Consider the following 12,639-nt stretch of genomic DNA (forward strand, 5'->3'; position numbering starts at 1 on the left):
GAGTGTTCCGCTGATCGGTGGGGAACTGGCATGGGAGGAGCTGACAGGCCGGCATCCTTCGGGAGCGGGTCAGGTGGTGTAGGCGAACAGGCCCATCATCCCGCTTTCTCCGTGGTGGACGTTGTGGCAGTGGACCAGCCACTGCCCGGGGTTGTCGGCCTCGAAGTCGCAGGTGACGGTGCTGCCCGGGAGCACGATGACGGTGTCCTTACGCGGACCGGTGGCGCCGAGCTGGAAGGTGTGGCCGTGCAGGTGCACCGGGTGCCACATGTCGGTGGTGTTGGTGAACTCCATGCGTACCCGCTGTCCTTGCTGTGGAACACGGCTTTTCGCAGCCACGGGCGGGGCGGGTGTCCCTAGGGGAGTGGGGCCGGCGACACGCCGCCGGGCCGCGCAGTGCACCTGGTTGGCCTAGTAACAGCTGCCGGCTCTCACGGTGCGGGTCCAGTTGCTGCTGACCTGGAGGGCGGCAGGCCGTCGGCCCGGGACGCAGCACGGGCGGCAACCCCCGCATGGGAGGCGAAGGGTGGATCATCTCGACGAGGACCAGGGCGCGGCGCCCGGCCTACGCGTTCCGGCGGCGCGGGCCGCCGTCGAAGCCATGCCGGGAAGTGGCAGGTGGCGAGGTCGGCCGACCACGGCAGGTGCGGTGGACGTGGTGGCCGGGCTGGTCACGGCGCTGTTCAGCGCGCCGCAGGGCATGGCGTACGCGGCGATGGTGGGCTTCGACGCCGAGGCCGGACTGTACGCGGGGGTCTGGCCGTCGATCGTGGGATCGCTGCTCGTGCGGACTCCGCTCATGGTCACGACCTTGACCAGCGCCATCGCGTTGACCGCGCGAGGGGCGCTGCGACACGCGCACCTGGATCCGGCGGTGCCGGGCAACGTCGCCGCGCTGACGTTGATGGTCGCGCTGGCGATGGTGCTGTTCACGGTGCTCCGGTTGGGCTCGCTGCTGCGCCTGGTGCCGGGTGGGGCGATGGCCGGCTTCTCGGTGGGCTGCGCGGTGCAGATCATCGCCGGGGCCATGCACGAGGCGACCGGTTTTCGGACGCACCACCACAACCGGCTGCTGCGAGTGCTGGCGTGGCTCGCGCAGCCGGGGCAGTGGTCGACGGCGGCCACCGCGGTGGCGGTGCTGACGGTGCTCGTGTGGGCACTGGCCCATGCGGTGCCGCGCGTGCGTCCGCTGGCGGTGCTCATCGCGCTGGTGGTCACCGCCGTGCTGGTGCGCAGCTCAGGGGTGGCGGTGCCGCTGGCGGGTTCGCTCGGCCGGATCCCGGACGGCGTTCCGCCGCTGACGATGCCGGCCTGGGGAGCGATGCCGCACCTGGTGGGCGGGGCCTGTTCGGTGGCGCTGGTCGCGCTCGCCCAGGCCGCCGGGATCTCACCCGGGCCGGCCGCCGGGCAAAAGCTTCGCCCGGCGGACCGTACGCGGGACATGCTGGTGCAGGCCGCGGCGAACGTGGTCGGTGCGTTCTGCCACGCACTGCCGGTCGGCGGTTCGCCGTCGCGCACGGCGGTGTCCGTCGGCTCGGGTGCCCGTACTCGCTGGGCCGGGGTGGTGTCGGGGTGCGTCCTGGCGCTGCTGCTGTGGTCCGGGCTGGGGGAGGAGGCAGGCCTGGTCCCGCTGCCGGTCGTCGGGGCCCTGCTGATCGTCATCGGGGTCAGGCTGGCCGTCGGACGGGTGGCGGCGCTCCGCGCGGCCTGGTGCGGAGGCCCCGGGGAGCGGGCGGTGCTGGTCGCCACCTTCCTGGCGGTCACGCAACTGCCCTTGCCGGACGTACTGTTGGTCGGCCTGCTGCTGTGCCTGGCACGCCTCGCCGTCGACCGGTGCCGCCTTGTCGCGGCTGACACCGATGACCGTGCGCGCAGCTCGGCGGTCGAGTACTCGGACCCGTTGAGCTGACGCCGCGTAGCTGGTCTGGCGGGGCGTCAGCATGACCACGAGCCGGGTGAGGCCGCGCTCGGCACTCTGGGGGAAACGCGCGTGCCGACCGCGCGTAGGGTTCAGGATCGGCTGGGCCCTGTCCTCCTTCGCCGAGGTGGACGGGAAGCTGGTGAGCCGGGTCTTGGCCGTGATCGGCTGCTGAATGTGGTTAACCTTGCACGGTGCGAAGGCCCTGTGTGAACCGCCGCGGTGCACGATGAACGCGGGCCGGGCCCGCTTGGCCGGGCTCGCTGTGCTGGTGGGCGCGGCGGCGGCCGGCGCGGCAGTCGTCTTCCGCCGGCTGATCCGGGCCTTCACCCTGTTGCTGTCGGGCCACCCGGACTACGCGGCGGCCGACCATGCGGCCAATCCCCATCTGCCGTGGCTCGGACGGTGGTTCGTCGTGCTGGTGCCGGTGGTCGCCGGGCTGGTCTACGGGCCGCTGGTGCAGTTCTTCGCCTTCGGGGTGCGCGGCCTGGGCGTACCGGAGGCGATGGACGCGGTCGCGCACCAGGGCGGGCGGATCGGGCTGCGGGTACCGGTGGTCAGGGCGCTGGCCTCGGCCGTGTGCATCGGCGGAGGCGGTTCCGTGGGCCGTGAGGGGCCGCTGGTCCAGGTCGGCGCCGCGCTCGGCTCGGCCGCAGGGCAGCTGGCACGGCTGCCCGCAGCTCAGCTGAGGGTCCTGCTCTGTTGCGGGGCCGCCGGCGCTACGGCCGCCACGTTCGATGCGCCCCTGGCCGGGATGTTCTTCGCGTCGGAGCTGCTGCTGCGCGAATTCAGCGTCGAAGCCTTCGCCCCGCTGGCGCTGGCCAGCGTCACCGCGACGTTGGTCGGCCGGGCCCTGTACGGTGCCGGGCCCGCCTTCCACGTGCCCGCGTTCGCCGCGCCGTCCCCTTCCGCCTACCCGTTCCTCGTGCTTCTGGCCGTCCTGGCCGTCCTGGCCGGCCTGACCGGTGTGGCTTTCGCCCACATCCTCTACCAGGTCCAGGACGCCTGCGACTTCGTCTGGCGCGGACCGGAATGGGCCCGCCCGGCCGTCGGCGGGTTCCTGCTCGGCGGGTTGCTGCTCCTCCTGCCGCAGCTGTACGGGGTCGGCTACCCCGTCATGGAGACCGCGGTCACCGGCGGGTACGCCACCGCGTTCCTGCTGGCGCTGCTGGCCGGGAAGTCCGCCGCGACCTGCCTGACCATCGGCATCGGCGGGACCGGTGGGATCCTCGCGCCCACGCTGTTCATGGGCGCCATGCTGGGCTCCGCCTTCGGCCAGGCCGTGCAGCACCTCCAGGCCGGCCAGACAGGGCCGGCCGGGCTGTACGGCCTCATCGGCATGGCGGCCGTCTTCGCCGGCGCCGCCCGCGCCCCCGTCACCGCGGTCGTGGCTCTGCCCGAACTGACCGGCGACTACGCGCTGGTGCTGCCCCTGATGGCCACGATCGCCCTGGCCGTCCTCGTCAGCAACACGCTCTCCCGCGGCACCGTCTACACGCTCAAACTGCGGCGCCGCGGTACCGGGAACACCGATTGACGCCCAGTCAGCTAGACCGCTGATCAGCTGGGCGGCCGATCAGAGGACGGGGGCGAAGGGTCGCGGGAGTCCTTGGCCTGCGACACGGCGCGAGGCGAGCCGCGCTGTACGAGAGCCACCTTGCTCCGTCTTGGAAGGCGGTGGAGACTGGGACAGGCCCATGATCGACGATGGAGCGAGACCACCCCGTGCGAGGGACTTCAACCACCATGACCGACAGTAGGGATCCACTGCTCGACGCGGCTGCTGCGTCTGTCGCCGCCTACAGCGACTACGCCGACGACTACGCGGTCACCCACGCCCCCAAGATGGCCGACCAGGTCGAGCGGTTCGCCGATTCCCTGCCGACTCCCTCGCTGATCCTGGACGCCGGTTGCGGCCCCGGCCGCGACCTCGCGCGATTCGCCGCCCACGGTCACAACGCGCGAGGCGTCGACCTCAACCCGGTGTTCGTCGCCATGGCCAACGCCTACGCACCCACCTCGCGGTGCGACCTGCGCGACATCGGATCTCGATTCCCCGCAGGGGCGGTCGACGGGGTCTGGGCCTGCGCATCGCTCGTGCACCTCGGCGAGTCGGACACCGTGGACGTACTCGGCCAGTTCGCCAGGCTGCTGCGCCCAGGCGGCAAGCTGTACGCGTGCGTCAGGTCCGTCGGCCGCACCGGCTGGCTCGACGAGCCCGACGGTCGCCGCTGGTACACGGTGTGGAACGCCGAGGCGTTCGCCTGCGCAGTGGCCGACGCCGGGTTCGAAGTCGACCACATCGATCAAGGCGTGTTCGTGGAGGTCTGGGCCACTCGCAACCACATCGGCAACCCGTAGCCGACAGCTCCGCGGGAATGAGCGCATCGGGACGCCAAGGACCCGTCCACGCCACGTGGAGCAGCCGCAGGATCGCCTCCACTGCGGGTGTGTCACGTACTCGGCCGAGGTGGCCCTCGCTCCCGTTGTCCGAAGCGGTGCGCACGATCGCTGGTTCCCCGGGCCGAATCCTTGCCGATCGCTTGCTCGCACGGGTGTGTGTGTTGTGTGGCGCGGCGGTGGTTCAGGGTTGGGTCGGGTAGACGGCGACGAACGGGATGTGGTCGCGGCCGACGGCGTAGTAGTCCGGTTCGGTGCCGTCCACGCTCAGCCCGCACAGCGCGGTCAGTTGACGTGCGAGGCGTGGGTGTCGGCCGGCGTACGAGGCCATGAGGCGGCCGGACTCCTCCGGTCCCAGGGGTCGGGCCAGGGCTGTGCTGCGGTGGGTGCCGATCTGGATGGTCACGCGCGGGTCGGCCAGGATGTTGCGGTACCACTGGGAGCGGGGGCCGAAGCCGGAGGCGAGGTGGTAGGCGCCGGTGGCGCGGTCGCGGCCGGCGATCTCCAGGACGACCTGCCGCCGACGCCCGCTGCTGCGCCCGGTGTGGGTCAGCAGCAGGAACCGTTTCCCGAGGACCCAGCCCAGGTGCCAGTGGTAGAGCCGGATCGGTGCGCGCATGACGGCACGGCGAAAACCGCTCGGGGATGCGGGAGTTCTGACCAGGCGGGGCATGGGCGGGTCCTTCCCTGGGCTGCGGGTCGGCGGTGGCGGGTGTGGCGGTACGGCCGCCGCACCCGCCAAGTCCTCCTGGTCAGGCGGTTGCTACTGCGTGGGTGCGGTGGAGGGCGGTGAGGACGGACTGGTGGGTGAGCCAGCCGGTCAGGTGGGTGTGGCCGGCGTCGAGGACGGGCAGGCCCCTGCCGTTGGCGTTGACCAGCAGGCCGAGGGCGTCGGACAGTTGGGTCTCCGCGGTGATGAGTGCCGGGCGGTGGGTGATGGCGTCGATCGCGGTGTCGTCGTGGTCGCCGTCCGCGAGGAGTTCGGCGGCCGAGCTTGCGGTGGCGATGCCGAGGTAGGCGCCGTCGGCTGTGATGACGGGCAGTGCTCCGTGCGGGGAGGCGGCGAGGAGATCAGCGGCCTTGGCCAGCGGGGTGGTTTCGTCCAGGGCCGGGGGCAGGGGGTCCATGGCGGTGGCGACGGTGAGTCCGGCGAGCGGCGGGGTGGTGGGCTGGTGATCGAGGTCGATGCCGCGGCGGCGGAGTTTGAGGGTGTAGATGGTGTCGCGGGAGAGCGCGCGGCTGGTGAGCGTGGCGAGCACGATGGCGGCCATCAGCGGCAGGATGATCGTGTATTCGCCGGTGAGCTCGAAGAGGATGATGACGGCGGTGATGGGGGCGCGGGCCGCTCCGGCGAAGACGGCGCCCATGCCGATCAGCGCGTAGGGGCCGACCGGGCCGGTGGTGCCGGGGGCGAGGTGCTGGGCGGTGGCGCCGAAGGCGGAGCCGAGCATGGCGCCCATGAAGAGCGAGGGGGCGAAGACGCCGCCGGAGCCTCCGATGCCGATGGTCAGGCTGGTCGCGACGATCTTCCCGATGAGTAGCAGCACGAGGAAGGCGATGACGTACTTCCCGGCGACGGCGTTCTCCAGCACCGGGTAGCCGACGCCGTACATCTCGGGCAGGACGAGCAGGACCAGGCCGAGCAGCAGGCCGCCGACGGCGGGGCGGGCCCACTCCGGTCCGCGCCAGGCCCAGTCGCAGGCGTCCTCGATGCAGTACAGGATCCGGGTGAAGCCAACCCCCACCGCGCCCGCGAGGGCGCCGAGCAGGGCGAACAGCAGGTACTGGGAGAGGTGGTGGACGCCGAAGGCGGGCAGCTTCATGAAGGGGGTGTCGCCGAAGGCGGCCCGGCCGATGACGGAGGAGGTGACCGAGGAGAGCACGACCATGCCGAACGCCTCGGCGGTGAAGTCGCGCAGGATCAGCTCCATCGCGAAGAACACCCCGGCCAGCGGCGCGTTGAAGGTGGCGGCGATGCCGCCGGCGGCGCCGCAGGCGACCAGGACCTTCATCCGGTCCTCCGGCACCCGCACGATGCGCCCCAGGGTGGAACCGAGGGCGGAGCCGATCTGCACGATCGGGCCCTCGCGGCCGACCGAGCCGCCGCCGCCGATGGTGAGCGCGGACGCCAGTGACTTCACGAGTGCGACCTGCGGAGCGATCCGTCCACCGCGACGGGCGACGGCGAACATCACCTCGGGCACGCCGTGGCCGCGGGCCTCGCGGGCGAACCGCTGCACCAGCGGCCCGTACAGCAGACCGGCGACGACCGGGGCGAGGACCACGAACCACCGCCCGAGGAAGGGGACGTGGGGGTTGGCGGCGTGGCCGGCGGCCGCGTAGTCGGCGTGCCCGGACAGCAGCAGGGTGAAGGTCTTGATCAGCCAGCGGAAGGCGATCGCCCCGAGCCCGGCGCCTGCGCCGATCACCAGGGCCAGGACCATGAGGCCGGTCTTGGCGCCGCGCAGCAGTTGGGGGGTGGCGGCCAGGCCGCGGCGCACCGGTATCGGGGGCGGGGGAGCGAGGGAGGGGTCAGCGGTCACCTTTGCATTATGCAAATAATACCGGCGGATCGCACCAGGATCTCTGCGGCTGAGATGAACGACACGGAGCACGGGGCTCGTCGTCCGTGCGCCGTCGCACGTTCGTCGCCATGCCGTGTGCCTGGCGGCTCTGTCAGGGAGTGCGAGCCAAGTCTCGCCGATTTCCTTTGCATGATGCAATGGTGGCGGGCTCGGATGCTGGATCAAGGCGGCGAGCGGGCGGGTGTCGCTGGTCCGGCTGGGCTGGGCTGGGCTGGGCCGGGATGGGAACTCCGGCGGCCGCTGCCGGGCTGGAGAAACCCGTCGGCGGCCGAGCGCCGGAGCCGCACGGCCCGAGGCTGAGAGGCGCAGACCTTCGGACGTGCATCGCCTCGCGGTTGACCCCGGCACGACGTCGAGGGACGGCGTGACCGCACCCGGGGGCGTGACCCCACCGGCAAGGCAATTGCATTATGCAAAGGAAAATGCCGATGCGCCAGTCCGCATTCCCTTTCGGGGGCGTGCGCGTCGCCTCGCGCTCCGGTGGGTCCCGACTGAAGGCGGTCGGGCCGGCTCGAAGGGGTCGTGTCACCATCGAAGGTGGCGGCTACGACCAGCCCGTCCACAACGAGAACGCCGTCCACTCCCTGGAGCACGGCGCCGTGTGGGTCACCTACAACGTCAAGACTCATCGTCGACAGCGCCACCGACCCCCGGGGTCGACGAGTTCTTCACCAAGTGCGTCCAGGGACCCCAGACCCAGGAACCCGGCGCCTCCAGCAGCGCCGGCTCCACGCAGTGATCCGAGGCGGGGGCGGTGCTCGGCAGAGCCGCCCGGATGCGGCGTCGGATGGCCGTACGCGATAGAAAAGAGGCATGCCGTCCGAGTCAGCGTCCAATGAAGCCGCCCAGTTCGCCTCGACCAGTACCGAGGAGGACTTCGTCACCGCGGTACTGACCGCGTCGCGCGTCCTGGTGGCCATCTCGGCGCGCTCCCTGGGTGAGGTCGAGGACTCCCTCACCCTGCCGCAGTTCCGGATGCTGGTCCTGTTGCACAGCCGTGGCGCGATGAGCCTGTCCCGGCTGGCCGAGCACCTCGCCGTCAATCCCTCCACCGCCATGCGGATGATCGATCGCCTGGTCGCCTCCGGGATGGTCGCCCGCGAGAACAGTCCCCAGGACAAGCGCGAAGTCCGCATCATCCTCACCGAGGACGGCATCGCCACCGTCACGGACGCCACCGAACGCCGCCGAGCCGAAATCGCCCGCGTCATCGCCAAGATGCCCCCCCGCCAGCGCACCGGCCTCATCAACGCCCTGCGAGCCTTCTCCGAAGCCGGAGCCGAACCCGCCGCACCGCAGCGCCAACCGGACCTCCTCGGCTGGTGACCACGCCCGCCGCCGGTCGGCTTGCCTCGCGGACGCACCACCGGTGCCCACACCTGCCGGGGTGAAAGGGCGCCGGGTCGGTGTGAGACTGAGGGCGGAAGGGGTGATCCCCGTGTCGCAGCCACCACGCGCGTCCGCCGGTGCCGAGGCCGGCGTCGACGAGGCCCGGCTGGACGAGCTGCTCGCCGAGGCGCAGACTGCCCTGCCGGTCGAGCTGCCGGAGCTGGCGAACCGGTGCGGCTCCCTGCTCGGCCTGGACGCGGTACTGATCTACCTGGTCGACCTGCAACAACGGGTGCTCGTCCCCCTCGATGAGGCCTTGGAACGACTTCCGGTGGCCGGCTCCCCGGCCGGGTGGGCGTACCGCGCCGTCTCGCCGCGGGTGGTCGAGGCCGACGACGGCGTGACCGTCTGGCTGCCCCTGATCGACGGCGAGGACCGGCTGGGCGTGCTGGGGGTGCGATGCGCCTCGCCCGACGAGGTCCGGATGCGCCGCAGCCAGATGCTGGCCCATCTCTTCGCCATGCTCATCACCTCCAAGCGCACGTACAGCGACTGGCTCGCCGGCCTCACCCGTACCGCGGCCATGCGGCTGCCCGCCGAAATGCTGCGAGCCTTCCTGCCGCCGCGCACCGTCGGCAGCAGCAGCTGCGTCTCGACCGCGGTCCTGGAACCGGCCTACGACATCGCCGGCGACGCCTACGACCACATGGTGGTCAAGGACGTGCTGCACACCATGATCCTCGACTCCATGGGCCACGATCTGACCGCCGGCCTGACCACGTCGGTCGCCATGGCGGCGGCACGCAACGCCCGCCGAGCCGGCGGCGACCTGGCCGACATCGCCGGATCCATCGACCAGGCGCTCGCCCAGTGGCAGCCCGACCAGTTCTGCACCGGCGTGCTGTGCCGGCTCGACGCGGACACCGGGGTGCTGCGCTGGATCAACTGCGGCCACCCGCCGCCGTTGCTGATCCGCGACGAGCGGGTGCTCCACGGCGTGCTGGACAGCCCTCCGCAGCCACCGCTCGGCCTGGCCCTCCAACTCGCCCCGGCAGCTCGCCAGGTGCACGAGACGACCCTGGAACCGGGCGACCGCGTCCTGCTCTACACCGACGGTGTCGTCGAGGCACGCGACACGGACGGCGCGGAGTTCGGCCTCGACCGGTTCACCGACTTCATCATCCGCTCCACTGCCACCGGCCAGCGCCCGTCCGAGGCGCTGCGCCTGCTCATCCACGACATCCTCGACCACCAGCGCAACCAACTGCGCGACGACGCCACCATCGTGCTCTTCGAACGGCGCCCGCAGCGCCGGTGACCCGTCGGGCTCGGGCCATCGACCGGCTGCCCGTCGCGGACCTCAGTCGAGTGGGTCTCGGTCCTCCGCGGTGCCGACGGCTTCCGGTGCCGTCGACGCGTCGGTGCCACGGAGTCGTCGAGTCATCAGACGACCTCGCACCGGAGAGCCGCACGCCTGACACAGTGGGGCGCCGCAGTCGCTGTAGGGAGGCATCACCGGCAGACCGTTCAGTCGGTAGTACTCCTGCACCTCGCCGCACGGCAGGTGGCACAGCCGCAGCTCGTACTCGCGTACCCACCGCTGATCGCATCGCGCGCAGATGAACTCGACTGTCTCGACGCCTGGTTCGACAACCATGTCGTGCCCCTCCGGACGAGCCGCCCGATCCCGCAAGGATTATTGCACTAGCCAAAAGTATGACGGTGCAAAAAGTCCCCCAAGGTTCGGTATGGCGCTCTCGCGATCATTCCTGTCCGACGGTCGGATCGTCGGGGGTGGAGGGGCAGGTTGACCGGGTGGAGTGCCTCAATGAGCTCGCCTTCGCGTAGGCCGCTATCTGCTCGGCCGGGCTGGGGGGGTGCTGCCCCGCCGTACTCCCGCTGTGCTCAAGGGCCGGCCTCCTCCGGGGTGGCGCGGGTCTGGGACTGTCGATGAGGGTGAACGTGCAGGTGCTCGCCGGCTGCGGCGGCACACGCCAGGCGTTCGCGCAGGGTGGGCAGGTCGACGGTTTCCGTCGCGGTCGGCATGCCGGCCTGATCGTAAGTGGTGATCACGAAGTACATGGCAGCTCGCTTCCGTGCGAACGGCAGGGGCAGGATTACGCGCTCCGCGTCCACGGAGGGGGTGCGCGGGCGGCGCCGCTTGGGCGCTGTGGTGCCGGGTGCGTCAACCTGTCGCCCATAGGCCGAAACCCTCATCCCGTCGAGCTTGCCCGCCAGGGGGAAGGCTTCGGCCGCGGCGGTCCGGTGGATGCCCGTGGGCCGGCTCGACGGCGGGCCTCGGTCGGTGGCCATCAGTGGTGGACGGAGCAAGTCGGGTGCCGCTGGACTCGGGTCACATGGACCAATTGTCCCCGAACATTTTGCATAGTGCAACAATGGGTGGAAGGTCGGCCGACGGCCCGTCAGGATTGGTCGCGGCGGGCGGAAAAGGAATGGCGCCGTGGGTCTCGGGGCGGCTTGGCGCCTGCGGCTCGTCCCCGCTCGGTCCCTCGGTCGTGCTCGGCGGCGTGGCCGTGCTCGCGCGCGAGGCCCTGGGTGCGGGTGTGCGGCAGGTGGGTGAACGTCACGACGGTTCACCGGCCCGGCCCGGCCCGGCCCACCGTGGCCGTGGTCCTGTGGCCGCTGATGGCCGTCCCGCCGGACCTTCGGCGCGGTGGGGCGCCGGTCGCGGACACGGGCTGCCCGTGTGTTCGTCTTCCATGTGGGCGATCCTGGAGTGGAGCGGCCCAAGCCGCGAAGTCGTGCCGGTGCGGCTCGGAGCGAGGGCCACCGGCTCAGAGGGTGGCGGGCCGTCGTGCCCGATCGCGGGCCGCGACACGGGTGGCGCAGCACGTGACCGGCGATCCGAGCGGAGGTCATTCGGCTGATGAGCGGCAGTGAGCACGAGTCGGCAGGAGCGCGGGACACGACCGAGGGCCGCGTCTACACCGTCACCGGGGGCGACTGGGGCGAGGTGGTGGACGCCGTCGCCCGGGTGGACGACGAGCGGATCATCGTCAACATGGGTCCGCAGCACCCGTCCACCCACGGCGTGCTGCGCCTGGTCCTGGAGATCGACGGCGAGACCGTGAAGCAGGCCCGCTGCGGTATCGGCTACCTGCACACCGGCATCGAGAAGAACATGGAGTTCCGCAACTGGGTGCAGGGCACAACCTTCGTGACCCGGATGGACTACCTGATGCCGCTGTTCAACGAGACCGCCTACTGCCTGGCGGTGGAGAGGCTGCTCGGGATCACCGAGCAGGTCCCGGACCGGGCGAGCGTGATCCGGGTGCTGATGATGGAGCTCAACCGGATCTCCTCGCACCTGGTGGCGCTGGCGGCCGGCGGGATGGAGATCGGCTCCACCACGCTCATGGTCTACGGTTTCCGTGACCGTGAGGTCATCCTGGACGTCTTCGAGCTGGTGACGGGCCTGCGGATGAACCATGGCTACGTCCGGCCGGGCGGCCTGGTGCAGGACCTGCCCCCGGGTGCGATGGACCAGATCCGCGAGGCGATCAAGTTGCTGCGCTCGCGGATGCCGGAGTACGACAAGCTCGCCACCGCCAATCCGGCCTTCAAGGCACGGCTGGTCGACGTCGGTTTCCTCGACCTGGCCGGCTGCCTGGCGCTCGGCGCCACCGGCCCGATCCTGCGGGCCACCGGCCTGCCGCACGACCTGCGCAAGAGCGACCCGTACTGCGGCTACGAGAACTACGAGTTCGAGGTAGCGGTGGCCGACACCGCTGACTCCTACGGCCGGTTCCTGATCCGGCTGGAGGAGATGCGCCAGTCGCTGCGGATCGTCGAGCAGTGCCTGGACAGGCTGGCCCCCGGCCCGGTCATGGTGGGCGACAAGAAGATCGCCTGGCCCGCCCAACTGGCCGTCGGCCCGGACGGGTTGGGCAACTCGCTCGACCACATCCGAAAGATCATGGGTGAGTCCATGGAGGCGCTGATCCACCACTTCAAGCTGGTGACGGAGGGCTTCCGGGTTCCGGTCGGCCAGGCGTATGCGGCGGTCGAGTCAGCCAGGGGTGAGCTGGGCGTGCACGTCGTCTCCGACGGCGGCACGCGACCGTACCGGGTGCACTTCCGCGACCCGAGCTTCACCAACCTGCAGACGATGGCCGCGATGTGCGAGGGCGGGCAGGTCGCGGACGTCATCGTCGCGGTGGCAAGCATCGACCCGGTGATGGGAGGCGTGGACCGGTGAGAGCAGCCGCACCGCGGACACACTGCGGGGCAGTCCGAGGCAAGGCGAGACGGCGACGCCGGCGGTTCGCGCCCATGGGACGCGGGCACGGATACGGATCCGGGTTCGGCGCGGCACTGGGATGCCTCGCTCACCAGCCGCGTGCCAGCGCGCTGCGGGCCTTCGGGACGAGGGTTGTCGCCGGCCAC

General features: G+C 71.2%; 10 protein-coding genes and 1 pseudogene. 7 read left to right on the plus strand and 4 right to left on the minus strand.

Annotated features, from left to right (window positions below):
• Positions 1-69: 69 nt before the first annotated feature.
• Positions 70-318 (minus strand): annotated as a pseudogene (locus LN042_RS30845) (multicopper oxidase domain-containing protein); the annotation flags it as partial.
• A 208-nt stretch (positions 319-526) separates the two neighbouring features.
• On the opposite strand from LN042_RS30845, the gene LN042_RS30850 reads away from it, so the two are divergent.
• The 3 genes from LN042_RS30850 (at position 527) to LN042_RS30860 (ending at position 4,279) form a co-directional block, all read left to right on the plus strand.
• The gene (locus LN042_RS30850; protein WP_230054721.1) at positions 527-1,909 is read left to right on the plus strand and encodes a SulP family inorganic anion transporter; all 1,383 of its coding nucleotides are present in this window, start codon (positions 527-529) and stop codon (positions 1,907-1,909) included.
• 238 nt (positions 1,910-2,147) lie between these two features.
• On the plus strand, positions 2,148-3,455 hold the full coding sequence (locus LN042_RS30855) for a chloride channel protein (protein ID WP_230054722.1): 1,308 nt from the start codon (positions 2,148-2,150) through the stop codon (positions 3,453-3,455).
• Between the two features lie 209 nt (positions 3,456-3,664).
• Positions 3,665-4,279, plus strand: a complete 615-nt coding sequence (locus LN042_RS30860; RefSeq protein WP_230054723.1) for a class I SAM-dependent methyltransferase — start codon at positions 3,665-3,667, stop codon at positions 4,277-4,279.
• Positions 4,280-4,502: 223 nt separating this feature from the next.
• On the opposite strand, the gene LN042_RS30865 is transcribed toward LN042_RS30860, so the two are convergent.
• Both LN042_RS30865 and LN042_RS30870 read right to left on the minus strand, forming a co-directional pair.
• Positions 4,503-4,937: a nitroreductase family deazaflavin-dependent oxidoreductase gene (locus LN042_RS30865; protein ID WP_230054724.1), complete on the minus strand. Its 435-nt coding sequence runs from the start codon at positions 4,935-4,937 to the stop codon at positions 4,503-4,505.
• Positions 4,938-5,070: 133 nt separating this feature from the next.
• Positions 5,071-6,762: a chloride channel protein gene (locus LN042_RS30870; protein WP_230054754.1), complete on the minus strand. Its 1,692-nt coding sequence runs from the start codon at positions 6,760-6,762 to the stop codon at positions 5,071-5,073.
• 569 nt (positions 6,763-7,331) lie between these two features.
• On the opposite strand from LN042_RS30870, the gene LN042_RS30875 reads away from it, so the two are divergent.
• The 3 genes from LN042_RS30875 to LN042_RS30885 all read left to right on the plus strand — a co-directional run bounded on the left by LN042_RS30875 (position 7,332) and on the right by LN042_RS30885 (position 9,550).
• A complete protein-coding gene (locus tag LN042_RS30875; RefSeq protein ID WP_230054725.1) occupies positions 7,332-7,742 on the plus strand; it encodes a DUF3105 domain-containing protein in 411 nt (136 codons plus the stop codon).
• Complete coding sequence (locus LN042_RS30880) at positions 7,717-8,229, plus strand: MarR family winged helix-turn-helix transcriptional regulator (protein ID WP_230054726.1); 513 nt, start codon at positions 7,717-7,719, stop codon at positions 8,227-8,229. The genes LN042_RS30875 and LN042_RS30880 overlap by 26 nt, the downstream gene beginning before the upstream one ends.
• Before the next feature lie 103 nt (positions 8,230-8,332).
• A complete protein-coding gene (locus tag LN042_RS30885) occupies positions 8,333-9,550 on the plus strand; it encodes a PP2C family protein-serine/threonine phosphatase (RefSeq protein WP_372495850.1) in 1,218 nt (405 codons plus the stop codon).
• A gap of 587 nt (positions 9,551-10,137) precedes the next feature.
• Here the strand turns inward: LN042_RS30885 and LN042_RS30890 are convergent.
• On the minus strand, positions 10,138-10,314 hold the full coding sequence (locus tag LN042_RS30890) for a hypothetical protein (RefSeq protein WP_230054728.1): 177 nt from the start codon (positions 10,312-10,314) through the stop codon (positions 10,138-10,140).
• Positions 10,315-11,119: 805 nt separating this feature from the next.
• Here LN042_RS30890 and LN042_RS30895 point away from each other — a divergent pair.
• Complete coding sequence (locus LN042_RS30895; RefSeq protein ID WP_230054729.1) at positions 11,120-12,451, plus strand: NADH-quinone oxidoreductase subunit D; 1,332 nt, start codon at positions 11,120-11,122, stop codon at positions 12,449-12,451.
• Positions 12,452-12,639: the final 188 nt, after the last annotated feature.

The sequence above is a fragment of the Kitasatospora humi genome (assembly GCF_020907985.1).
Taxonomy (GTDB): domain Bacteria; phylum Actinomycetota; class Actinomycetes; order Streptomycetales; family Streptomycetaceae; genus Kitasatospora; species Kitasatospora humi.